Origin of the sequence: Verminephrobacter eiseniae EF01-2 (assembly GCF_000015565.1) — a bacterium.
In the GTDB taxonomy this organism is placed as follows: domain Bacteria; phylum Pseudomonadota; class Gammaproteobacteria; order Burkholderiales; family Burkholderiaceae_C; genus Acidovorax; species Acidovorax eiseniae.
In genome coordinates this window covers 166472-188407 of record NC_008786.1, presented here as the reverse complement: position 1 = coordinate 188407, position 21936 = coordinate 166472, and the positions used below count along the sequence as shown (strand labels likewise).

The window sequence follows — 21936 nt, the reverse complement described above, 5'->3', positions numbered from 1 at the left end:
CGCCAGGCACCGCTCGGGCGCTGTCGAGCGCTGGCACGAGGAACCGATGGCCGGCGGCGGCTGGGCCGGCACGACGCAGCCCACGGATTGCAAAAATCGCATCCCAGCCAGGGTAATCCCTGAGCGAACGCTGGCCATTGGATGCGCAATTGCGCATCCAATCGACATGGGGGTCATGCCACCCTATCGATTGGGGCATCGTCATCCCTGAATCCGTCGAAAACGATCCGCTTCGGGCCATGATGCTGCGCAATTTGCCGTCCTCGCGTTCGGGCTTGCGGACTCAGGCAAATGTCGACAGGCCCTGGCGTGCCGCCCCGCCAATGGCTGCGCATGACAATGGCGCCCTGACACGAATCGCATCGATTTCATTGCGTGCAGCGATTTGCCGGACGGCACACCAGCCGATCTGAGGGTGCGATCGTCCGGCCGACGCTGTTGCCGCCATTGCGAACGACGCCGGTCAACCACATAGGCATGTTTCATGGACCTCAGACAGATCGAATACTTTGTGCGCGTGGCCGAGTTGGGCAGTTTTACCCGGGCCTCGGTGGTGCTGGGCATTGCCCAACCCGCGCTGAGCCGCCAGGTGCGCCTGCTGGAGGTGGAACTGCGCCAGAGCCTGCTGCTGCGCAACGGTCGGGGCGCCACCCCCACCGAGGCCGGCCAGTTGCTGCTCAAGCATGGCCGCAGCATCTTGCACCAGGTGGCGCGCGCCCGCGAGGAGCTCGGTCGCGTGCGCGGCGCGCTGGCCGGGCGCGTGGCCATCGGCCTGCCGCCGAGCATCGCCAAGGTGCTGACGGTGCCGCTGACCCGCGCCTTTCGCGCGCAACTGCCCGATGCGGCGCTGGCCATCAGCGAGGGCTTGTCGGTGGCCATGCAGGAATTGCTGACCACGGGCCTGCTCGACATCGCGCTGCTGTACAACACCGCGTCCGGGCCCGGCATGGAAACCACGGCGCTGCTGGAAGAAGACCTGTTCCTGGTGCAGCGCCGCAGCCCCGGGCAGCCCGATGCCGAGGCCCTGGCCCAGGCGCCGTTGCCGCTCGATGAACTGTCCCGCTTCCCGCTGGTCATCCCCACGCGCCCGAACGCCCTCCGCATGCTGGTCGAGTCGGAACTGGCCGCCCGGGGCCAGCGCCCGCAGATCAGCCTGGAAATCGACGGCGTGGCCGCCATCCTCGACCTAGTGGCCGATGGCGCCGGCTGCGCCGTGCTGCCGATGAACGCGGTCAGCACCTGCGGCAAGCCCGATGCGTTCGACGCCCGGCCGATCGACGGCGCCAGCCAGACCCGCCTGCGCAGCAAGCTGTTCATGGCCGTCAGTTCGCAGCGCCCGGCCACACTCACGCAGCAGGCCATGGCGCAACTGATACGCAGCACGCTGCAAACGCTGTACCGGTGATGGATGTGGAAATGGGGCCTTGCCCGTCGGCGCATCGATGCCGCCCCTGGAATTTGCCTGCACCGGCATACGGGGCCGGTGCTGGCGCCTTGCAGATCAGCCGGGGAATCGACGGCGTGGCCGCCATCTCCCGCCGCAGCGGCAGCGCTCATTGCCTGGCGATCCCGGCCTGGGCGATCACCTCGCTCCAGCGCCGCATATCGGCCGCCAGGTGCTCACCCAACTGCGCCGGGGTGCTGCCCTGGGCGTCGAGGTTCAGTTCCAGCAGGCGGTTTTTCACATCCGGCCGGGCCAGCGCGGCCTGCACCGTGCGCGACAGGCGTTCCAGCAGCGCAGCGGGTGTGCCGGCGGGGGCGGCCAGACCATTCCAGGAACTGACGTTGAAGTGCTCCAGCCGCCCGCCGCTTTCGCGCACCGTGGGCACCTGCGGCAGTTGCGTGGCCCGCCGGGCGCCCAGCACGGCCAGGGCTTGCAGGGCACCGGCGCCGATGTGCGGCATCAGGGCGCCGAGGATGTCCACCAGCACCTGCACCTGGCCGCCGCGCACGGCGGCGATGAGCGCCGGCGTGCCGTTGAAGGGCACGATCTGTGCATCGATGCCCGCCGTCACCTTGAATAGTTCGGCCGCCAGGTGCTGTGTGCTGCCGATCTGCGGGGTGCCGATGTCGAGCTGTCCCGGGTTGGCGCGGGCGTAGGCCAGCAGTTCGGCCAGCGTCGTCATGCGCCCGCCCGCGCGCACGGCCACGGCCAGGTCGAAGCGGGCCAGCAGCGACACGGGCGCAAAGTCCCGCAGCGTGTCGAAAGGCAGTTGCTTGAACAGCGCCGCACTGACCGCCGTGCCACTGCTGATCAGCAGCAGGGTGTGGCCGTCAGGCGCGGCGCGCGCCACGAGTTCGCCCGCGACGATGCCCCCGGCGCCGGGCCGGTTGTCGATCACCACGCTGTGCCCCAGCCGTTCGGCCATCTTTTGCCCCACCGTGCGCACCGTGATGTCGGCCGCGCCGCCGGCGGCATGGGGCACCACGATGCGGATCGGGCGGGTGGGCCAGGCGGTCTGTGCCTGCACCGCCGCGCCCGCACCGACACCGGCAGCGCCAGCGCAAGAGGTGGCGAGCAGGGTCACGAGGGTTCTGCGGTCGATGGCCATGGTGCTTACCGCGTGACGCCCAGCCAGCCGTCGAGCAGCCCGGGCTGCTGGCGCAGCGTTGCCGCGCTGCCGGTGTGCACGATGCGGCCCCGATCGAGCACGGCGGCGTGGTCTGAAATGGCCAGGATGGCCTGCGGATGCTGCTCCACGATGATCGCCGACAGGCCCTCCTCGCGCGTGATGCGCCGGATGGCGCGCAGCAGCTCTTGCACGATGATGGGCGCCAAGCCTTCGAGCGGCTCGTCGAGCAGCAGCAGGCGCGGGTTGAGCACCAGGGCGCGGCCGACGGCCAGCATTTGCTGCTCGCCGCCCGATAGCTGCGTGCCCAGGTGGGTTTTGCGCTCGGCCAGGCGCGGGAACATGTCGTAGACGCGCTCGGGCGTCCAGGGGCGGGGGCGGGCCGGGGCGATTGCGTCCGTGCCGGCGGCCTCGCCCGTGCCAGCGCTCGCTCGGGCCGGGCGGGCCACGGCCGTGAGGTTTTCGTGCACGGTCAGCGAGGCGAAGATGTTGCGCTCCTGCGGCACCCAGCCGATGCCGGCGGCGGCGCGCTGGTGCGCGGGCAGCGGGTGCAGTGCCACGCCGCCCAGGTGGATGGTGCCCGCATGTTGGCGCGTGGCCCCTGCCAGGGTGTCGATGAGCGTGGTCTTGCCGGCGCCGTTGCGGCCCAGCAGCGCCAGCGTCTGGCCCTCGGGCAGCGTCAGCGCGATGTCTTGCAGCACCACCGCCTGCCCATAGCCGGCGCTCAGTCCTTCGATGCGCAGCAACTCAGGCATGGGCCGACTCCTGTTCTGCTGCGCCCAGGTACACCGCCTGAACCCGCGGGTCGCGGGCGATGCTGTCGGGGTCGCCCTCGGTGAGCACCGCGCCATTGACCAGTACCGTCATGCGGCTGGCAAAGCGGAACACCAGGTCCATGTCGTGCTCGATCAGCAGCACCGACACATCGGCGGGCAGGGCCGCCACGGTCTGCAGCAGTTCTTCGCGCTCGCCGGCGGGCACGCCGGCCACAGGCTCGTCGAGCAGCAGCACGCGCGGCGCGCAGGCCAGCGCCAGCGCGATTTCGAGCAGGCGGCGCTTGCCGTAGGCCAGCACGCGCGTTTCTTGGGCCATCACGCTGGTCAGTTGAAACTGTTCGAGCAGTTGCTCGCAGCGCTGCATCACCGCGCGGCGCGCGCCCAGAGGCCGCCACCATTGGCCGCCCAGTCCCTGCTGCTGCGCGACGGCGAGCGCCAGGGTTTCCTGCGGCGTGAGGCTGTCGAACAACTGGTTGATCTGGAAGGTGCGCACCATGCCGCGGCGCACGCGCTGGTGCGGCGCCAGCCGCGTGATGTCCTGGCCGTCGAGCACGATGGTCCCCTCCGAGGGCGCCAGCACCCCCGTCAGCAGGTTGATCAGCGTGGTCTTGCCCGCGCCGTTGGGGCCGATGAGCGCGTGGCGCGCGCCCTTTTTCAACTCCAGCGTGACATCGCAGGTGGCGCTGATGCCGCCAAAGCGCTTGCCCAGGCCCCTCGTGGCCAGCACGGTCGGCGGTTGCGCGGCGGTCTGCGTCATGCGTTGCGCCCCTCGAACCAGGTCCAGGGACGCAGCAGACGATCACGCCCGATCAGCACCAGCAGCACCAGGAACAGGCCGATCCAGAACATCCAGTACTGCGGCGTGACCGATGAGATCCGGTCTTGCAGCAGCATCAGGCCCGCAGCCCCCAGGATGCCGCCATAGAGCCAGCCGACGCCGCCGATCACCAGGATCAGCAACACATCGGCCGAGCGGTGAAACTCGAACAGGTCGAGCGAGGCAAAGCCCGTGGTCTGCGTGTGCAGCGCGCCGGCGGCCCCGGCCAGCGCTGCGGCCAGCGTGTAGACCTGCGCCAGCCGGAGCGTCACCGGAATGCCTATGGCCATGGCGCGCAGCCGGTTGTCGCGGATCGCCTTGAGCGTGGCGCCAAACGGCGACTGCACGATGCGCCGCGCGAGCAGAAAGAACAGCAGCAGCAGGCTGAGCGAATACCAGGCTGCCGTGCGCCCGGACAGGTCGAACTCGAACCGGCCCAGCACCGGGCCGAGCACCACGCCCTGCAGGCCGTCGGCGCCGCCGGTCAGCGCGTCGAACCGGTTGGCCAACTCCAGCAGCACCAGGCCGACCCCCAGCGTGACCATCAGGCGCGTCAGGTCGGTGCCGCGCAAGATGGTCAGCGAAGCCACTGCGCCGAGCAACGTGGCCGCGCCCATGCCCACCACCAGCCCGACCAGCGGGTCGGGCATCACATGCTTGGCAAACAGCGCCGCCGCATAACCGCCCAGGCCGAAAAAAGCCGCATGGCCGAGCGAGACGATGCCGGCGTAGCCCAGGATCAGGTCCAGCGACAGCGCAAACAATGCCGTGATGGCCATCGTGTTGATGATCAGGGCCTGGCCGGGCAACACCAGCGGCGCGGCCAGGGCCAGCAGCCAGAACACCGGCTCCCACCAGCGCCAGCGGCGCTCTCGCGACAGCGGGGTGCGGGGTTCCATGTCAGTGGTCCTCGGCGGCATGAAACCGGCGCAGTCCCTGCCAGGGGCGAGCGCTTGCGCCAGTCCCCGATGGGCCGGTGACACGGGGGAGCTTCACTTGCGGCCTCCCTGGCGCACGAACAGCCCTTGGGGACGCCAGAGCAGGATCACGATCATCAGGCTGTACACGATGAAAGCCCCCAGTTTGGGGATGTAGTACTTGCCCGCCACATCGGCGATGCCCAGCAGCAGCGCGGCCAGCAGCGGCCCGGTGATCGACGATGTGCCGCCCACCGCGACCACGATCAGAAAATGAATCATGAACTTGAGCGGGAAGCTCGGGTCCAGCCCCAGCATCTCGGCCCCCAGCGCGCCGCCGAGGCCGGCCAGGCCCGACCCGATGGCGAAGGTGGACAGAAACACCAGGTTCACGTCGATGCCCAGGCCGGCGGCCACGCGCTGGTCGTCGACGGCGGCGCGCAGGCGACTGCCCCAGCGCGTCCTGGCCAACAGGTACTGCAGGCCCACGGTGAGCGCCGCGCACAAGGCAATGATGAACAGGCGGTAGTGGCCCATGCCCAGCATGAAGGCGCCGCTGCCCCATTCGGTGCGGCCCTTGAGCCATTCGGGCAACTGCATGATCTGCTGCGTCGAGCCTGCGAAATAGTCGGCGCCGGCCACCGCGATGAACACCAGACCGATGGAGAACAGCACCTGGTCGAGATGGGGCTTGCGGTACAGCGGCCGGTACAGCGTGCGCTCGAGCACCCCGCCCAGCAGGGCCGGGCCGGCGAAGGCCAGCGGCAGGCAGACCAGAAAAGGCACATCGAGCCGCTGCATCAGCAGCACCGTGATGTAGCCGCCGGCCATCGCAAAGGCCCCATGGGCCAGGTTGACGAAGTGCATCAAGCCCATGGTCACGGCCAGACCCAGCGCCAGGATGAACAGCAACATGCCGTAGGCAATGCCGTCGAAAAGCAGGGTCAGCATGGCGGCAGCGGGCAGCGGGCAGGGGCAGCGATCAACGGCTCTTGCCGGGGTCCTTGACACCCTCGATCACGTCGAATTCCACGTTGTAGAGCTGGCCGTCGACGCGCTCGACCTTGCGCAGGTAGACGTTCTGCACGATGTCGCGCGTCTGCGCATCGATGGACACCGGCCCGCGCGGGCTCTCGAACACCTGGCCCTTCATCGCCGCCAGCAGCGCGTCGCCGTCGCCAACCCCCCGGGTGGTCTTGAGGGCTTCATAGATCACGCGCATGCCGTCATAGCCGCCCACGGCCATGAAGTTCGGGCGCAGCCCCTTGTTGGCCTGCTCGAAAGCCTGGACGAATTGCTTGTTCAGCGGCGACGGATGCGCCGCCGAATAGTGGTGCGAGGTGACCACGCCCAGCGCGCCATCGCCCATGGCGTTCAGTTGGTCGTCTTCGGTCACGTCCCCGGTGGCAATCAGCCGGATGCCGGCCTTGCCCAGCCCGCGCTCCAGGAACTGCTTCATCACCGCTGCGCTGGCCCCGGAGGGCACGAACACGAACAGCGCATCGGGCTTGGCATCGCGCACCTTTTGCAGGAACGGCGCGAAGTCCGGGCTGCGCAGCGGCACGCGCAGGGCCTCGGTCACCTGGCCGCCGTTGGCGCTCAGGCGTTGGCTGAAATACTTCTCGGCGTCGATGCCGGGTCCATAGTCGCTCACCAGCGTGACCACTTTCTTGATGCCGTTGCCGGATGCCCAGTCGGCCAGCGGCACCGACACCTGGGGCAAGGTAAAGCTGGTGCGCACCACATAGGGCGAGGCTTCGGTGATGCTCGATGTGGCGGCGGACATCACCACCAGTGGGGTCTTGGACTGCGTGGCCAGCGGCGCCGTGGCCAGCGCCGAAGGCGTGATGCCCATGCCGGCGAGCACGTTCACCTTGTCGTTGACCACCAACTCCTGCGCCAGGCGGCGGGTCATGTCGGGCAGGCTGGTGTCGTCCCTGACGAGCAACTGCACCTTCCGGCCCGCCACGGTATCGCCGTTTTGCGCCATATAGAGCTTGGCAGCGGCCTCGATCTGGCGCCCCGTCGTGGCTTGCTGGCCCGTCATCGGCAAGATCAGACCGATCTTGAACGGCTTGTCCTGCGCGAATACGGGCAGCGCTGCCAGCCCGGTCGCCAAGGCGATGGACAGGGCAATGCCCCTGGCACCAGGAAGGCGGCGTTTTTGCATCGTTGTCTCCGGTGGAAAAATCATTGCGCACAAAAAATGCAGGGCGAAGTCTGGCCCGGGCCGGATGATTGCACAAGCAGAAATTCAAGCATTCAGGTATCGCCAAATGGAATAACTTGGCCCTTCCCTTCGAACATCCGCTGAACGCGCCCGCCTGCGGGCCGGACTGCGGCCCTCGTTTCAGGGCGGCAACACGGCCTGCGTGCGCTCCTGGCGCACCAGATACAGGCCGCTGCCGATGACGATCACGGCCCCGAGCAGGGTCGAATACCCGGGCACAGCCTGCCACAGCAAGCAATCGAGCCCCACGCCCCAGGCGATGGCCGTGTATTCGAACGGCGCCACCACCGACACCTGCCCGTGGCGAAACGCCTCGGTGATCGCCAACTGGCCCAGAAACCCGGTGACCGCCAGGCCCGCCAGCAGCGGCCAATGCGTCCAGGTCACGCCGACCCACTGCGGCCAGGCCAGCAAGCCGGCGCCCAGCGCCAGCATCGTGGTGGTCCAAAAGACCAGGCTGGAACTGGGGTCGGTGCGCGTGAGCATCCGGCCCGCGATGGCCGACACCGCATAGCAGACCGCCGAGGCCAAAACCGCCAGCGCCCCGAGCGTGAAAAAAGCCTCCTGGCTGGGCCGCAGCGCCACCAGCACCCCCACCATGCCCAGAGCGATGGCCGCCCAGTGCGCGGCGCGCACCTGCTCGCGCAGCACCCAGGTCGATAGCGCCGTGATCAGCAGTGGCGAGATGAAAAACAGCGTATAGGCCTCGGCCAGCGCCAACTCGCGGAGGGCATAGGCAAACAGCGCCAGCATCGCCACGGTCAGCCCGCCGCGCAGCAGATGCAGCAGCCAGCGCACCTGCAGCAGCCGGTGCCACTCGCCGCGCCACAGCACATACAGGGCCACCAGCGGCAGCGCGGTCCAGCCCCGCAGCGCCGCCACCTGCATGGCCGGATAACTGGCCGACAACGCCTTGAGCATCGCGTCCATCAGCGAGAAAAAAAACATCGCCGCCAGCATGGCCACAATGCCGCGCAGGTTGCCGCTGGCGGGCTGGCTTAGCGCAGGGGAGGGCGTTTCAGACATGGGCCGGCCTGCGCGATGGGCAACATGGGCAACGCGGATCACGAACAGGCGGCTGGCGCGCGGCCGGTGCCGCGAGCGCAAAAGAGAAAGACCGGAGCATGAGGAGTTCCCCGGCAGCAGTGGAGTGCGTGTGCAGAGCCAAAAAGTGTAACGCATGGCGTCTGCGCTGGTGCCGGGCGCGGGGCGGCGGCACGGCGCTCGCCGTTCTTCAGGCGCGGCAGAGTACAGCCACCGGTGGGAGCACGGATTCTCAGCCGGCACGCGAATCAGCGCGCCGTCATGGGCCGCGACGGAGGTGCAGGCACGCGCTTGGGGGCCTGGCCAACCGGGCGCACTGCCCATACCCTGCAAGCGCACAAAAGCGCCTTTGGCGCACGCGACAAGCTCCGGCAGCATGCGCCGATAGTCGCCTGGCCCAAGCCCAAGCCCAAGCCCAAGCCCGACATCACGCAAGCGCCATGCGTGATGGGCCAAGGGAAGGCGGGTGGCGCCCAGCACCGTGCCCGCCAGGGTGTGCGGGAGCAGAAACTTCGAGCGACGCATTCCTGGCATGCGCAGCAGATCCGTGGCGTTTTCCATGGCCAGCACGGTGTGGCGATCGAGGCTGCGATGGCGTGCCATGACGGCGAGCCAACGGGTAGGCCGGTAGGCCGGGCTGAATACTCTCCTGCAGAGGCCTCTGCGATGTGCGTTACTGGTTACTGGCTACTGTTGCGCGCGCGCAGCGCTCGGAGTGTTCCGACACCATCCACTCGCTCGGAACCGTGTCGGGGAGTCCATTCCAGGAGGTTCTCATGCGCATCGAGTTCTTGACCTTCAGAGCGTGTTGCCACGGCGCTCCTTCAGAGCGCCCGCCGTTGGCCCGGGGCCGCGCGACAATCGGCGACCATGATGGAGGAAAACCAAACCATGCTTCCCTTGCAACTGCAGGTGGCCCCCGACAAGAACGACCCCGCGCCGCTGATTCTCTACCACGGGCGCAACTGCCCTGATGGCTTTGGCGCTGCGCTGGCCGCCTGGCTGTACTACGGCGACAGCGCCCAATACCTGGGGCTGGACCACGGCCAGATCCATACCGTTGACGACCTGCCACCGGTGCAGGGCCGGGCGGTCTACATCCTGGACTTTTCTTTTGCGCCCGCCGTGCTGCGCGCCATCGACGAGCGCGCCGCCAAACTGGTGCTGCTCGACCACCACAAGAGCGCGGCCGAGAAACTCACCGGCTTTGCCTGCCGCTGCGGCGTGTTGCACTTCGACATGCGCAAATCGGGCGCGCGCCTGGCCTGGGAATTCTTTCACCCGCACCAGCCCCTCCCCGCGCTGTTCAGGTATGTGGAAGACCGCGACATCTGGAAATGGGAATTTGCCGAGAGCGCGGGCTTCTTGTCGGCGCTCGACATGGAGCGGCAGGACTTTGCGCGCTGGCACGAACTGGCGACCCTCGCGCCCGAGGAATTGAGCCTGTTCATCGCGCGCGGCGCCGCCATGGACGCAAAGTACCGCAAGCTCGCAGCCGACATTGCCGAAGGCGCGCAGCCGCTGGTGTTCAACGGCATCGAGGGGCTGATGGTCAACGCCCCCGGCATGTTCCACAGCCTGGTGGGCGACATGCTGTCGGCCCGCTGCGGCAGCTTCGCGCTGCTGTGGAGCGCCGACGCCAGCGGCGTGAAAGCGGGGCTGCGCGCGCAGCGCAATTTCGACTGCATCGCGCTGGCCGAGAGCATGGGCGGTGGCGGCCATGCCCAGGCCTGCGGCTTCAGGATGAGCGTGGCCCGCCTGCCCGAACTGCTGACGGGACGGTTCGACGCATAATCGACCGCCCCGCAGGGCCGGGGGCCGGGGGCCGCACCCGAGCCGCCTGTCCCGCACCCGATTGCCGCCATGCACCAACGCCGATTCCACCGCCTCGCGGCGGCCCTTGTCCTTGCCTTGTGCCTTGCAAGCGCTTCGTGGACTGGCGCCAGCGCCCAATCCGGCCTGGGCTTCGGGGCCGCCGCCGGCAGCAGCGTGGTCGCCACGCCCCATCTGCGGGCCGAACTGCTGGCCCATGCGCCCCAGGGCGTGACAGCCGGCCAGCCGTTGTGGCTCGGCCTGGCCATCGACCACCAGCCCGGGTGGCACACCTACTGGAAGAACCCGGGAGATTCGGGCCTGCCGATCCAACTGGACTGGACCCTGCAGGCCGGGCTGGAGGCGGGCGAAATCGCCTGGCCCCTGCCCCGAAAAATCCCCATCGGCACGCTGCTCAACTACGGCTACGAAGGCACCATGCTGCTGCCCGTTCCCGTGACCGTGGCCAGCACCTTCGCGCCAGGCCCGCTGGCGCAGGACATCCGCATCGACCTGCACGCCTCGTGGCTGGTCTGTCGCGAGACCTGCCTGCCCGAAGAGGGCCGATTCACGCTGCAACTGCCGATCCGCAGCAGCACGGCGCTCAACGGCGCAGCGTTCGAGGCGGCTTGGCAGGCCCGGCCCCGGCCGCTGGCCGATGGCGCGCAGGGCCAGGCGCAACCCGACGGCCAGCATCTGCAAATCAGCGTGCCCGGCCTGCCGGCGGCGCTGCGCGGCAAAACCCTGGACCTGTTCCCCGAGACCCCGCAAGTCATCGCAAGCGCCAGCCCATGGACCCAGGCCTGGAACGGCGACCTGTGGACCGCCCGCATCCCGGTATCGCCCGAGCGCAGCAGCAGCCCCGCGACGCTGCCCGTGGTGCTGGTCGAGCAAAGCGCCGAACGCGCTGTCGGGCAGGGCGCCGAGCGCCCGGGCTACCGTGCCGAGCTTCAGGTGCCCGGGCCATGGCCCCCGGTCGCCGCCGTGGCCGGCGTATCGCCTGCGCTCCAGAGCGCGCTCGAAGCCAACGCGGCGCAGGCTGCCGGCACTGCCGTATCCGGCGCCCCGGCGCCCGCACTCCTGGCCGCATTGTTGGGCGCGCTGCTCGGCGGTCTGATCCTGAACCTCATGCCCTGCGTATTCCCGATACTGGCCATCAAACTCGTCGGTTTTACCCGGCATGGCGCAGGGCATGGCGCCGGGAGCGCCCAACGCGCCCGACATGCCCTGCGTGCAAATGGCCTGGCCTACACCGCCGGCGTGCTGCTGTCGTTCATCGCGCTCGGCGCGCTGATGCTGGGCCTGCGCGCGGCGGGTCAGGCCATAGGCTGGGGCTTTCAGTTGCAGTCGCCCGCCGTGGTGGCAGCGCTGGCGGCACTGTTCACGCTGATTGCGCTGAACCTGGCAGGGGCGTTCGAGTTCGGGCATTTGCTGCCATCGTCGCTGGCCGGCCTGCACCTGCGGCACCCGGTGGCGGATTCGTTCCTGACCGGCGTGCTGGCCGTGGCCGTGGCATCGCCCTGCACGGCGCCATTCATGGGCGCTGCGCTGGGCCTTGCGGCCCAACTGCCCGCACCCTGGGCGCTGGCCGTGTTTGCGGCGCTGGGCCTGGGTCTGGCCCTGCCCTGCCTGGTCGCCAGTTGGGTGCCCGCCGTGGCCCGCGCACTGCCGCGTCCCGGCGCATGGATGGACATTGCGCGCCGGCTCCTGGCCTTTCCCATGTTCGCCACCGTGGTCTGGCTGGTGTGGGTGCTGGGGCAGCAAAGCGGCATCGACGGCGCCGGCGCGCTGCTGATCTTGCTGGTGGGCCTGGGCCTGGTGGTATGGGCCATGTCGCTGACCGGCCGCGCCCGCCGGTGGATGGCCACCGGTTCGATCGCCGTGATGGCGCTGCTGCTCTGGGCCTTTGCGCCGCAGGTGATCCGGCTGGCGCCCGCCACGCCGAGCGCCGACGCCAGCACCCGCTGGCAAGCCTGGGCGCCGGGCGCTGCCGAGCAGATCGTGGCCAGCGGCCGCCCGGTGTTCGTCGACTTCACCGCCGCCTGGTGCGTGACCTGCCAGTACAACAAGCAGACCACGCTGGCCAACGCCGAGGTGCTGGCCGACCTGGCCCGCAAAAACGTGGCCCTGCTGCGCGCCGACTGGACGCGCCGCGACCCCGCCATCACCGCCGCCCTGACCGCCCTGGGGCGCAACGGAGTGCCCGTGTACGTGCTCTACCGGCCCGGCCATCCCCCGGTGCTGCTGCCCGAAGTCCTGAGCGTGGCGCAACTGCGCGCCGCCATTGCCGGGCTGTAGTGGCCGGACGGGCAGCGCCTGCGCGGCCTGGCTCCGTATCTCCAGGCCATCGGGTTCAACCCATTGGCCGATCCGCAGTTGCCGATGCGCTCGGGCATTGCCAAATGCGCTCGGGCATTGCCAGCCGTGACCGGCATCGGGCCTTACCCGCGCAGCAGCTTGTCTTGTGCCAGTATCAGCGCCGCAGGGTGGCCCGAAAGCACCAGGGTATCGCCTTCGGCGAGCAGCGCAGCGTCCACGGCGGCGCCCTGGCGGCCGTCGCTGCGGCGCAGGCTCACCACCCGCACACCGATGGCGGGCAGCGCCAACTGGCCCAGGCTTTTGCCCAGCGCGGTGGAGCCGGCAGGCAGGTTGATGCTCGACAGGCGCTCCTGGTCGATCTCGTTGACGGTGTCGTCGTCGGCGCCGTGGAAATAACCGCGCAGCAACTGGTAACGGGCATCGCGCTGCGCTTGCACCAGCCGCAACACCCGGCGCATCGGCACCCCCACCAGCGCCAGCGCATGGCTGGCCAGCATCAGCGAGCCTTCGATGGTCTCGGGCACCACTTCGGTGGCGCCGGCTCGTTGCAGCACATCCAGGTGCAGGTCGTCCTGCGTGCGCACCACCACGGGCACCTGGGGCGCATGGGAGCGGGCGTTGGCCAGCACCTTCAGCGCGGCCGGCACATCGGCGTAGGTGATCGCCACGGCGCTGGCCCGCACCAAGCCCGCCGCCATCAGCGCTTGCAGGCGCGTGGCGTCGCCATACACCACTGAGTCACCGGCCGCTGCGGCCTGGCGCACACGGTCCGGGTCCAGGTCGAGCGCCATGTAGGGGATGCGCTCGTGCTCGAGCATGCGCGCCAGGTTCTGCCCGCAGCGGCCGTAGCCGCAGATGAGCACATGCCCGCTGGTGTTGATCGACTTGCGCGCGATCGATGTCATTTGCAGCGATTGTTGCAGCCAGTCGCTGGCCACCAGCCGCATCACGATGCGGTTGCTGTGCATGATCAGGAAGGGCGTGGCCAGCATCGATAGCACCATGGCCGCCAGGATGGGGTTCATCAGCGCGGCCTGCACCAGGCCATTGCTGCTGGTCAGCGACAGCAGCACGAAGCCGAACTCGCCGGCCTGGGCCAGATACAGCCCCGTGCGCAGCGCCACCCCGGCGGTGGCGCCCATGCCGCGTGCCAGCGCCAAGATGATCGCCAGCTTGAAAATCAGCGACACCGTGAGCAGCGCCAGCACCAAGGCCCAGCGCTCCAGCAGGATATGCCAGTCGAGCAACATGCCGATGGTGATGAAGAACAGCCCCAGCAGCACATCGTGGAATGGCCGGATGTCCGTGCCCACCTGGTGGCGGTACTCGGTCTCGGACACCAGCACGCCGGCAATGAAGGCGCCCAGGGCCAGGCTCAACCCGGCCAGTTCCGTCAGCCAGGCCAGGCCCAGCGTGATCAGCAGCAGGTTGAGCATGAACAGCTCATCGCTCTTGCGCCGCGCCACCAGCGTCAGCCACCAGCGCATCAGCCGCTGTCCGCCGATGAGCAGCAGACCCACCAGCAGGATGGCCTTGAGCAAGGCCCAGGCCAGCGCGGGCAATAGCTGCCCGGGGGCCGATCCGAGTGCCGGAATCAACACCAGCAGCGGCACCACCGCCAGATCCTGAAACAGCAAAACGCCCATCACCCACCGGCCATGCCCGCTTTCCAGTTCGGCCCGCTCGACCATCAGCTTGACCACGATCGCGGTGCTGCTCATGGTCATCACGCCGGAGAGCGCCAGCGCGGTCTGCCAGCCCATGTCCCAGACGCCGCCGATCCAGTGCGACAGCAGCAGCGCCACGCCCGTGACCAGCGCCATGGTCGCCACCACCTGCATCAACCCCAGGCCAAACACCTGCCGGCGCATCGCGCGCAGCTTGGGCAGGCTGAATTCCAGCCCGATGGCAAACATCAGGAACACCACGCCAAACTCGCCCAGGTGCCGCACCCCTTCGGAGTTCTGCGCCAGCGCCAGCGCATGGGGGCCGATCAGCACGCCAGCGACCAGGTAGCCCAGCATCGGGGGCAGTTTGAGACTGCGGCAGGCCACCACGCCCAGCACCGCGGCCAGCAGGTACATCAGGGTGAGCGCAAGAGAGGACATGGCCCGGATGCTATCCGACAGGCGCGCCATCCCGCTGGCGCGCCATACCCCGGTCGATAGAATCCCCGCATGACCCGCGCCTGCCCCACGCTGCCCCCTTTCGACGCCCAACAGGCCCTGCGCATGGCCCGCGCGACCTTTGACATCGAAGCGGCGGCGCTGACCGGGCTGGCGGCCAGGGTGGATGGCGTGTTCGCCCAGGCCGTGCAGTTGGTGCTCCGAACCCGGGGCCGCATGGTCGTCATGGGCATGGGCAAGAGCGGCCATGTGGGGCGCAAGATTGCCGCCACGCTGGCCTCGACCGGCACCCCCGCATTCTTCGTCCACCCCGCCGAGGCCAGCCATGGCGACCTGGGCATGGTCACCGGCGACGATCTGGTGCTGGCGCTTTCCAACAGCGGCGAAAGCGCCGAACTGACGGCCATCTTGCCGGTGCTCAGGCGCCTGGGCACCCCGCTGATCGCGCTGACCGGCGGTTTGCAATCCACGCTGGCGCGCCATGCCGAGTTGGTGCTCGACTGCAGCGTACAGCGCGAAGCCTGCCCGCTGAACCTGGCCCCCACGGCCAGCACCACGGCCCAACTGGCAATGGGCGATGCCCTGGCCGTGGCGCTGCTCGACGCCCGTGGGTTCCGCACCGAAGACTTTGCCCGATCGCACCCCGGCGGCGCGCTCGGGCGCAAACTGCTCACCCATGTGAGCGATGTCATGCGCCGTGGCCCGGAGATTGCGCGCGTGCCACCCGAGGCCAGCTTCAGCGCGCTGATGCGCGAGATGAGCGCCAAGGGCCTGGGCGCATCGGCCATCGTGGATGCGGCCGGCCAAGTGCTGGGCATCTTCACCGACGGCGACCTGCGCCGCCGCATCGAAGCCGGGGCCGAACTGCGCAGCGCCACGGCGGCCCAGGTGATGCAGACCAACCCGCGCTGCATCGCGCCCGACGCGCTGGCCGTAGACGCCGCCGAAATGATGGAAACCCATGCCATCACCAGCGTGCTGGTGATCGACAGCGCAGGCCGGCTGACCGGGGTGGTGCATATCGGCGACCTGATGCGCGCCAAGGTGATTTGAGCAATGGCCCCGGCCCTGCAGATCGACCCCGCCTTGCTGCTGCGCGCCCAAGGCCTACGCGTGGTGTTTTTCGATGTCGACGGCGTGCTGACCGATGGCGGCCTGTACTTCGGCGCATCGGGCGAGACCCTCAAGCGCTTCAACACCCTGGACGGCCAGGGTCTGACGCTGCTGCAAAAAGCCGGCATCACCCCGGCCGTGATCACCGGGCGCGACAGTGCGCCGCTGCGCCTGCGCCTGCAAGCCCTGGGCGTCCAACATGCCGCGTTCGGCGTCGCGGACAAGCGCCCGGCAGCCGAGCAGATATTGACCACGCTCGGTCTGACCTGGTCCCAGGCCGCCGCGATGGGCGACGACTGGCCCGATCTGCCGCTGCTGCGCCGCAGCGCGTTCGCCTGCGCGCCCGCCAATGCACAGATCGAAGTGCGCCACGCCGCCCACTTCGTCACCCGGGCCTGCGGCGGCGACGGCGCAGCGCGCGAACTGTGCGACCTGCTGCTCGTGGCCGCCGGCCGCTATGCGGCATTGCTGGCGGACTTTGACGCATGAGCGCCCGCCCCGTGATGCACCGGCTCCAGCAGGGCTGGGACCAGCTCTTGCAATACCTGCCCGTCGCCCTGATGGGACTGCTGGCACTGGGCAGTTGGTGGCTGGTGCGCAACGCACCGACGCCCCAGTGGCCCATCCTCGAGCGCCAGCAACGACACCAGCCGGACTACGTGATGAAGACCTTCTCCGTCAAGAATTTCGATGCCGCCGGACGCCTGCAAAGCCAGGTGCAGGGCCGGGAACTGCGCCACTACCCCGACACCGGCATGTTGGAGATCGACCAGGCGCATATGCGCTCGATCAGCCCCGAGGGCCAGATCACCGTGGCCACGGCCAACCGCGCGCTGAGCAACGCCGACGGCTCGCAGGTGCAGCTTTTCGGCAATGCCATCGTCACCCGCGAGCCCTTGCCCGCCAAACCCGGAGCGCCGGCCCGGCCCCGGCTGGAGATGCGCAGCGAATTCCTGCAAGCCTTTACCAGCGCCCATGCCGAGCGCGTGCGTTCGGACCAGCCCGTCACGCTCACCCGGGGGCGCGACCGCTTCACGGCCGACGGCATGGAGTACGACCACCGCAGCCAGGTATTGCAACTGCGCGGACATGTGCGCGGGGTGCTGATGCCAGGCCCCTGAACCATCGCCCCCATGGCCCCTATGGCTCCCGGCCGGGTTGCTCCCGTTGCCTGGCTCCCCCCATGAATCATCCCCTGGTCTTCATCACCGGCGCCTCCAGCGGCATTGGCCAGGCGCTGGCCCTGCGCTTTCATCGCGCGGGCTATCGCCTGGCCCTGGTGGCGCGCCGAACGGCCGAGATCGAAGCCTGGGCCGGTGCCGCAGGAATCGGCGCCGGCAGCCATGAAATTTACCGCGCAGATGTCGCAGTGGCAGAGCGCATCATCGCCGCCGGCCAGGACTGCATTGCCCGCCAGGGCTTGCCGGATGTGGTCATCGCCAACGCCGGCATCAGCGTGGGCATGGACACGGCCGAACGGGACGACATCGAAATGATGGCGCGCACCTTTGCCACCAACAACATCGGCATGGCCGCCACATTCCAGCCCTTCGTGAACGCGATGGCCCGGCGGCGCAGCGGCACACTGGTCGGCATCAGCAGCGTGGCCGGCATCCGGGGCCTGCCGGGACATGGCGCGTACTGCGCCAGCAAAGCGGCGGTGATCAGCTACTGCGAAAGCCTGCGCGGCGAGATGCGCCCGCACGGGGTGCGCGTGGTGACGCTGCTGCCGGGCTATATCGACACCCCGCTGACACGCCCGAACCGCTACCGTATGCCGTTTCTGATGCCGGCCAGCGACTTTGCCGATCGTGCCTTCCGGGCCATCGGCGCCGGCCTGAGCTACCAGGTCATCCCCTGGCAAATGGGGGTGGTGGCCACACTGCTGCGCATGGCGCCGAACGCGCTGCTGGACCGCCTGCTCGCCGGCCGGCCGCGCAAGCGCCGCCAGACCGATCTGCTGCCATGAAAAAACCCCCTTGAAGGAGGCTGTGGCGGGAACCCCCTCAAGGAGGCCCGTGCGAAAAGCCCCCGAGGGGGCAGGCTCGTGCGCCAGGGAACCAGCAGCCGCTGTCGTGCCAGGAAATTCCCGCCAACGGATCAGGGATCAGTAGCCGCTGTTGTTGCCGCCACCGTAACCACCGCCGCCGCGACCACCGCCGCCGCCACTGCGGTTGCCAGAGCCGTAAGGGCTGCGGAAACCGCCTTCGCTGCGCCCCCCGCCGTAGCCGCCGCCTTCACGACCGCCACCATAGCCGCCACCGCCGCCGCCCTCACGGCCACCGCCGTAGCCGCTGCGACCGCCTCCGCCGCCACCACCATAACCACCGCCGCCACCCCCTCCGCCGCCGCCGTAGCCACCTCCGCCACTGCGGGGCGGACGAGGCTCCATCGGGCGGGCTTCATTGACGACGATGCTGCGCCCGCCCAGAGGCTGGCCGTTCATGCCGTTGATCGCGGCCTGGGCTTCGGCATCGCTGCCCATTTCGACGAAACCAAAGCCCTTGGATCGACCCGTGTCGCGCTCCATCATGACCTTGGCGCTGGCGACGGCACCGAATTGGCCAAAGGCCTGCTCCAGGTCGCCGTCGCGCACCGAGTACGGCAAGTTGCCGACGTACAGTTTGTTGCCCATCGAGGGACTCCTCAAAAACACATGGAAAAAGCGATGGAGTCCCGAAAACGCAGCCAGCTAATCTCAATGACGCTCTCAGCGCGAAACTGACGGATCACCGCAAACTTGGGGGAAACGGGGGAAACCCCGCCGGGCCATTATGCGCCACACTTTGGCCAAAAAAGCAAGCGGCACGGCGCTCTGTGGGGGCGATGCCGCATGGACATGAAAAAAGGAGCCGTCAGGCTCCTCGGTATGGGGATCGACGCGGGGGTCGATATGGAGCGAGGGGCCGGATGACCCCTCGCGCACCAGCCGGCCCCGGGGAGCGCCCATCAAGAGAGAGGAGGGCTTTCTCAGTAGCTGCCACGGCCACCGCCGTAACCACCACCGCCGCCGCTACTGCGGCCACCGCCATAACCGCCGCCACCGCCACCGGCGCCACCACCGAAGCCGCCGCTGCGCGGAGCGCGGGGTTCCATGGGGCGGGCTTCGTTGACCACCAGATCACGGCCGCCGAAGTTCTGGCCATGCACGCCCTGGATCGCGGCCTGCGCCTGTGCGTCGCTGCCCATTTCGACGAAGCCGAAACCCTTGGAGCGGCCGGTGTCGCGCTCCATCATGACCTTGGCGCTGCCGACCGAGCCGTACTGGCTGAAGGTCTGCTGCAGGTCTTCGTCGCGAAAGGAATAGGGCAGATTGCCCACGTAAAGTTTGTTGCCCATGAGGGACTCCTGAAAAAACATGAAAACGCGATGGAGCCCGACGCAATCAACAAACCTGTGACGACTTCAAAGACGCGAGACTGACCATTCACCGCTGTGCCAAACGCTTTGCTGCAAGCAGCCAAAGCCCGCCCATTATCAGCCATTGGCGCGGTCTGTGGTGTTTTATTTCTGCGCCAGGGGGGTCTGTGGCCGTCTTGCGCCGCCATGGCGTGGTTTTGAGGTGAATTTCCGGGCCGGCCGCAGATCGGCCCCGGATAAGATACGCGGCTTTTGGGCATTGCCCGCCCGGCCGTCCGAGCCGTTGTTCGCCCGCTGCGGGTCGAAGGATACCCCCCGATGGAAGCCTTTTTCATAGCCACCGCCTTGGTCGCGCTCGCCGAGATGGGCGACAAGACACAACTGCTTGCGCTGGTGCTGGCCGCGCGTTTTCGAAAGCCCTGGCCCATCGTGCTCGGCATTCTGGTGGCCACGCTGGTGAACCATGGCTTGGCGGGTGCCGTGGGCGCCTGGGTGACGACTTTTGCCGGCCCGCAGTTGCTGCGCTGGCTGCTGGGGGCCTCGTTCATCGCGATGGCGCTGTGGATGCTGATCCCCGACAAGCTCGATGCAGGCCAGGCGGACCACGGCTTGCGCTGGGGGGTGTTCGGCACCACGGTCATGGCCTTCTTTCTGGCCGAAATGGGTGACAAAACGCAAATTGCCACCGTGATGCTGGCGGCCCGGTACGACAGTTGGCTGTGGGTGGTCACAGGCAGCACCCTGGGCATGATGCTGGCCAATGCGCCTGTGGTCTGGCTGGGCGAGCGCATCACGCGCAAGCTGCCGATACGCATGGTGCAGTCGACGGCGGCCGTGATCTTCCTGGTGCTGGGGCTGCTGGCGATCCTGGCGCCAGCCGGCTGACCGTCCTGGCGATCGGCGCGGCCGATCGGCGGGCGCTTTTGGTATATTGGCCCGCCGCTTGCGGGCGCTCTGCGGGCGCCCGGCCCGTCCCCACCGCCCCGGCCCGGCCGCGCCGTGAGCGCTGCCGGGTTTTTTCAGATGTCGTTCATTGCCACGCCCCAGACCATGCATTTTCCGGATGCGCTGCCGCTGCAAAGCGGCGCGTCGATCCGCGACTACCACCTGGCGTTCGAGACTTACGGCCAGCTCGACGCCGAGCGCGCCAATGCCGTGCTCGTCTGCCATGCGCTCAACGCCTCGCACCATGTGGCCGGCGTCTACGCCGGGCAGGACGACAGCAAGGGCTGGTGGGACAACATGATCGGCCCCGGCAAGCCGGTGGACACCGACCGCTTCTTCGTGATTGGCGTGAACAACCTGGGTTCATGCTTTGGCTCCACCGGGCCCATGCACCCGCATCCCGACACGGGCGCGGTCTACGGCGCCGACTTTCCCGTGGTCACGGTCGAGGACTGGGTGAATGCGCAGGCCCGATTGCTGGACCAGTTGGGCATCGGACGGCTGGCCGCCGTGCTCGGGGGCAGCCTCGGGGGCATGCAGGCGCTGTCCTGGACGCTGCAATACCCCGAGCGCGTGCGCCATGCGGTGGTGGTGGCCAGTGCGCCCAATCTCACCGCCGAGAACATTGCCTTCAATGAAGTGGCGCGCCGCGCCATCGTCACCGACCCGGACTTTCACGGCGGCCATTTCTACCGCCACGGCGTTATCCCGAAGCGCGGGCTGCGCATTGCCCGCATGATCGGCCACATCACTTACCTCTCGGACGACCTGATGAACGAGCGGTTTGGCCGCCAACTGCGCCAAGGCCTGGAGCTCAAATACAGCACGCAGGACATCGAGTTCCAGATCGAGAGCTACCTGCGTTACCAGAGCGACAAATTCAGCGATTACTTCGACGCCAACACCTATCTGCTGATCACCCGGGCGCTGGACTATTTCGACCCCGCCCGCAGCCATGGCGGCAACCTGACCCGGGCGCTGGCGCGGGCGCAGGCGCGTTTCCTGCTGGTCAGCTTCAGCACCGACTGGCGCTTTGCACCCCGACGCAGCCGCGAGATCGTCAAGGCGCTGCTGGACAACCGCCGCCGCGTGAGCTATGCCGAGATCGATGCGCCCCACGGGCACGATGCCTTCCTGCTCGACGACGCCCGCTACACGGGATTGATGCGCTCTTACTTCGAGAGCATCACGAAGGAACTGCGATGACCGGCAAAGCGACCATGCAGGCGCTGGCACGCCTGGTGCCGCCCGGCTCGCGGGTGCTGGACCTGGGCTGCGGCGATGGCGCCATGCTCGACTACCTGCAACGCGAGCGCGGCTGCAGCGGCTACGGGGTGGAGATTGCCGACGCCAACGTGCTCGCCTGCGTGCAGCGCGGCGTCGACGTGATGCAACTGAACCTCGACGAAGGCTTGGCCATGTTCGGGGACAACTCGTTCGACGTGGTCCTGCAGATCGACACGCTACAGCATCTGCGCAATGCCGAAACCATGCTGCGCGAAACCGCGCGCGTGGGCCGCACCGGCGTGGTGGCCTTTCCCAACTTTGCGCACTGGCCCAACCGCCTGTCGGTGCTGCGCGGCCGCATGCCGGTGACGCGCCGCCTGCCCTACCAGTGGTATGACACGCCCAACATCCGCGTGGGCACGTACAAGGACTTTGAAGTGCTGGCCACCAAGAACAGCCTGCGCATCCTGGATTCGTTCGGCCTGCAAGACGGGCAGGAAACGCGCTGGCTGCCGAACGCCCGCGCCGGCACGGCGGTCTTTCACTTCGAGCGCGCCTGAACGACGGAAAACCGCTCCAGGCCGTTCACTGGACGGGGCCGGGCGGCCAACTTCGGTCAGCGCGTATATCGGAACCTGCTGTCCAGGGAAAACACCTACGGCGCGGCTCCGTTTGTCCGT

At 68.4% G+C, this 21936-nt stretch carries 20 protein-coding genes; 10 read left to right on the top strand and 10 right to left on the bottom strand.

Going from position 1 to position 21936, the window contains the following annotated elements; translation table 11 throughout:
- The first annotated feature begins 484 nt into the window (after window positions 1-484).
- The gene (locus VEIS_RS00825; RefSeq protein WP_011807976.1) at window positions 485-1405 is read left to right on the top strand and encodes a LysR substrate-binding domain-containing protein; all 921 of its coding nucleotides are present in this window, start codon (window positions 485-487) and stop codon (window positions 1403-1405) included.
- A gap of 148 nt (window positions 1406-1553) precedes the next feature.
- Here the strand turns inward: VEIS_RS00825 and VEIS_RS00820 are convergent, their stop codons facing one another.
- The 7 genes from VEIS_RS00820 to VEIS_RS00790 form a co-directional block, all read right to left on the bottom strand.
- Window positions 1554-2552, bottom strand: coding sequence for a tripartite tricarboxylate transporter substrate binding protein (locus tag VEIS_RS00820; protein ID WP_011807975.1), 999 nt, complete (start codon window positions 2550-2552; stop codon window positions 1554-1556).
- 5 nt (window positions 2553-2557) lie between these two features.
- A complete protein-coding gene (locus VEIS_RS00815) occupies window positions 2558-3325 on the bottom strand; it encodes an ABC transporter ATP-binding protein (protein WP_011807974.1) in 768 nt (255 codons plus the stop codon).
- Window positions 3318-4103: an ABC transporter ATP-binding protein gene (locus VEIS_RS00810; protein ID WP_011807973.1), complete on the bottom strand. Its 786-nt coding sequence runs from the start codon at window positions 4101-4103 to the stop codon at window positions 3318-3320. The genes VEIS_RS00815 and VEIS_RS00810 overlap by 8 nt, the downstream gene beginning before the upstream one ends.
- The gene (locus VEIS_RS00805) at window positions 4100-5062 is read right to left on the bottom strand and encodes a branched-chain amino acid ABC transporter permease (RefSeq protein ID WP_011807972.1); all 963 of its coding nucleotides are present in this window, start codon (window positions 5060-5062) and stop codon (window positions 4100-4102) included. The genes VEIS_RS00810 and VEIS_RS00805 overlap by 4 nt, the downstream gene beginning before the upstream one ends.
- Before the next feature lie 93 nt (window positions 5063-5155).
- Window positions 5156-6031 carry a branched-chain amino acid ABC transporter permease gene (locus VEIS_RS00800; protein ID WP_041949700.1) on the bottom strand — a complete coding sequence of 292 codons (876 nt, stop codon included), beginning with the start codon at window positions 6029-6031 and terminating at the stop codon, window positions 5156-5158.
- A 31-nt stretch (window positions 6032-6062) separates the two neighbouring features.
- Window positions 6063-7250: an ABC transporter substrate-binding protein gene (locus tag VEIS_RS00795; RefSeq protein ID WP_011807970.1), complete on the bottom strand. Its 1188-nt coding sequence runs from the start codon at window positions 7248-7250 to the stop codon at window positions 6063-6065.
- Window positions 7251-7430: 180 nt separating this feature from the next.
- A complete protein-coding gene (locus VEIS_RS00790; protein ID WP_011807969.1) occupies window positions 7431-8336 on the bottom strand; it encodes a DMT family transporter in 906 nt (301 codons plus the stop codon).
- 909 nt (window positions 8337-9245) lie between these two features.
- On the opposite strand from VEIS_RS00790, the gene VEIS_RS00785 reads away from it, so the two are divergent.
- Window positions 9246-10148, top strand: a complete 903-nt coding sequence (locus tag VEIS_RS00785; RefSeq protein ID WP_011807968.1) for a DHH family phosphoesterase — start codon at window positions 9246-9248, stop codon at window positions 10146-10148.
- Window positions 10149-10217: 69 nt separating this feature from the next.
- Window positions 10218-12464 carry a protein-disulfide reductase DsbD family protein gene (locus tag VEIS_RS00780; protein WP_011807967.1) on the top strand — a complete coding sequence of 749 codons (2247 nt, stop codon included), beginning with the start codon at window positions 10218-10220 and terminating at the stop codon, window positions 12462-12464.
- A gap of 143 nt (window positions 12465-12607) precedes the next feature.
- Here the strand turns inward: VEIS_RS00780 and VEIS_RS00775 are convergent, their stop codons facing one another.
- The gene (locus VEIS_RS00775; RefSeq protein WP_011807966.1) at window positions 12608-14593 is read right to left on the bottom strand and encodes a cation:proton antiporter domain-containing protein; all 1986 of its coding nucleotides are present in this window, start codon (window positions 14591-14593) and stop codon (window positions 12608-12610) included.
- Between the two features lie 69 nt (window positions 14594-14662).
- Here VEIS_RS00775 and VEIS_RS00770 point away from each other — a divergent pair, with 69 nt between their 5' ends.
- From VEIS_RS00770 to VEIS_RS00755, 4 genes are all read left to right on the top strand, one after another.
- The gene (locus VEIS_RS00770) at window positions 14663-15664 is read left to right on the top strand and encodes a KpsF/GutQ family sugar-phosphate isomerase (protein WP_011807965.1); all 1002 of its coding nucleotides are present in this window, start codon (window positions 14663-14665) and stop codon (window positions 15662-15664) included.
- 3 nt (window positions 15665-15667) lie between these two features.
- Complete coding sequence (locus VEIS_RS00765; protein WP_011807964.1) at window positions 15668-16213, top strand: KdsC family phosphatase; 546 nt, start codon at window positions 15668-15670, stop codon at window positions 16211-16213.
- Window positions 16210-16845, top strand: coding sequence for an LPS export ABC transporter periplasmic protein LptC (gene lptC, locus VEIS_RS00760; RefSeq protein WP_198137938.1), 636 nt, complete (start codon window positions 16210-16212; stop codon window positions 16843-16845). Before VEIS_RS00765 ends, lptC begins: the two co-directional genes overlap by 4 nt.
- Window positions 16846-16907: 62 nt before the next feature.
- A complete protein-coding gene (locus tag VEIS_RS00755; protein WP_011807962.1) occupies window positions 16908-17693 on the top strand; it encodes an SDR family oxidoreductase in 786 nt (261 codons plus the stop codon).
- A 138-nt stretch (window positions 17694-17831) separates the two neighbouring features.
- On the opposite strand, the gene VEIS_RS00750 is transcribed toward VEIS_RS00755, so the two are convergent.
- Both VEIS_RS00750 and VEIS_RS00745 read right to left on the bottom strand, forming a co-directional pair.
- Window positions 17832-18359 carry an RNA recognition motif domain-containing protein gene (locus tag VEIS_RS00750; RefSeq protein WP_011807961.1) on the bottom strand — a complete coding sequence of 176 codons (528 nt, stop codon included), beginning with the start codon at window positions 18357-18359 and terminating at the stop codon, window positions 17832-17834.
- 335 nt (window positions 18360-18694) lie between these two features.
- Window positions 18695-19063: an RNA recognition motif domain-containing protein gene (locus VEIS_RS00745; RefSeq protein ID WP_011807960.1), complete on the bottom strand. Its 369-nt coding sequence runs from the start codon at window positions 19061-19063 to the stop codon at window positions 18695-18697.
- A 339-nt stretch (window positions 19064-19402) separates the two neighbouring features.
- On the opposite strand from VEIS_RS00745, the gene VEIS_RS00740 reads away from it, so the two are divergent.
- From VEIS_RS00740 to metW, 3 genes are all read left to right on the top strand, one after another.
- On the top strand, window positions 19403-19969 hold the full coding sequence (locus VEIS_RS00740) for a TMEM165/GDT1 family protein (protein ID WP_011807959.1): 567 nt from the start codon (window positions 19403-19405) through the stop codon (window positions 19967-19969).
- A 138-nt stretch (window positions 19970-20107) separates the two neighbouring features.
- Window positions 20108-21235, top strand: a complete 1128-nt coding sequence (gene metX, locus VEIS_RS00735; RefSeq protein ID WP_011807958.1) for a homoserine O-succinyltransferase MetX — start codon at window positions 20108-20110, stop codon at window positions 21233-21235.
- The gene (gene metW / locus VEIS_RS00730; protein WP_011807957.1) at window positions 21232-21816 is read left to right on the top strand and encodes a methionine biosynthesis protein MetW; all 585 of its coding nucleotides are present in this window, start codon (window positions 21232-21234) and stop codon (window positions 21814-21816) included. The genes metX and metW overlap by 4 nt, the downstream gene beginning before the upstream one ends.
- The last annotated feature ends 120 nt before the right edge of the window (window positions 21817-21936 follow it).

What these genes read in the sequence shown, in the direction of transcription:
- VEIS_RS00825 (WP_011807976.1), top strand. Translation starts at nt 485, where the DNA reads ATGGACCTCAGACAGATCGAATACTTTGTGCGCGTGGCCGAGTTGGGC.
- VEIS_RS00820 (WP_011807975.1), bottom strand. Translation starts at nt 2,552, where the DNA reads ATGGCCATCGACCGCAGAACCCTCGTGACCCTGCTCGCCACCTCTTGC.
- VEIS_RS00815 (WP_011807974.1), bottom strand. Translation starts at nt 3,325, where the DNA reads ATGCCTGAGTTGCTGCGCATCGAAGGACTGAGCGCCGGCTATGGGCAG.
- VEIS_RS00810 (WP_011807973.1), bottom strand. Translation starts at nt 4,103, where the DNA reads ATGACGCAGACCGCCGCGCAACCGCCGACCGTGCTGGCCACGAGGGGC.
- VEIS_RS00805 (WP_011807972.1), bottom strand. Translation starts at nt 5,062, where the DNA reads ATGGAACCCCGCACCCCGCTGTCGCGAGAGCGCCGCTGGCGCTGGTGG.
- VEIS_RS00800 (WP_041949700.1), bottom strand. Translation starts at nt 6,031, where the DNA reads ATGCTGACCCTGCTTTTCGACGGCATTGCCTACGGCATGTTGCTGTTC.
- VEIS_RS00795 (WP_011807970.1), bottom strand. Translation starts at nt 7,250, where the DNA reads ATGCAAAAACGCCGCCTTCCTGGTGCCAGGGGCATTGCCCTGTCCATC.
- VEIS_RS00790 (WP_011807969.1), bottom strand. Translation starts at nt 8,336, where the DNA reads ATGTCTGAAACGCCCTCCCCTGCGCTAAGCCAGCCCGCCAGCGGCAAC.
- VEIS_RS00785 (WP_011807968.1), top strand. Translation starts at nt 9,246, where the DNA reads ATGCTTCCCTTGCAACTGCAGGTGGCCCCCGACAAGAACGACCCCGCG.
- VEIS_RS00780 (WP_011807967.1), top strand. Translation starts at nt 10,218, where the DNA reads ATGCACCAACGCCGATTCCACCGCCTCGCGGCGGCCCTTGTCCTTGCC.
- VEIS_RS00775 (WP_011807966.1), bottom strand. Translation starts at nt 14,593, where the DNA reads ATGTCCTCTCTTGCGCTCACCCTGATGTACCTGCTGGCCGCGGTGCTG.
- VEIS_RS00770 (WP_011807965.1), top strand. Translation starts at nt 14,663, where the DNA reads ATGACCCGCGCCTGCCCCACGCTGCCCCCTTTCGACGCCCAACAGGCC.
- VEIS_RS00765 (WP_011807964.1), top strand. Translation starts at nt 15,668, where the DNA reads ATGGCCCCGGCCCTGCAGATCGACCCCGCCTTGCTGCTGCGCGCCCAA.
- lptC (WP_198137938.1), top strand. Translation starts at nt 16,210, where the DNA reads ATGAGCGCCCGCCCCGTGATGCACCGGCTCCAGCAGGGCTGGGACCAG.
- VEIS_RS00755 (WP_011807962.1), top strand. Translation starts at nt 16,908, where the DNA reads ATGAATCATCCCCTGGTCTTCATCACCGGCGCCTCCAGCGGCATTGGC.
- VEIS_RS00750 (WP_011807961.1), bottom strand. Translation starts at nt 18,359, where the DNA reads ATGGGCAACAAACTGTACGTCGGCAACTTGCCGTACTCGGTGCGCGAC.
- VEIS_RS00745 (WP_011807960.1), bottom strand. Translation starts at nt 19,063, where the DNA reads ATGGGCAACAAACTTTACGTGGGCAATCTGCCCTATTCCTTTCGCGAC.
- VEIS_RS00740 (WP_011807959.1), top strand. Translation starts at nt 19,403, where the DNA reads ATGGAAGCCTTTTTCATAGCCACCGCCTTGGTCGCGCTCGCCGAGATG.
- metX (WP_011807958.1), top strand. Translation starts at nt 20,108, where the DNA reads ATGTCGTTCATTGCCACGCCCCAGACCATGCATTTTCCGGATGCGCTG.
- metW (WP_011807957.1), top strand. Translation starts at nt 21,232, where the DNA reads ATGACCGGCAAAGCGACCATGCAGGCGCTGGCACGCCTGGTGCCGCCC.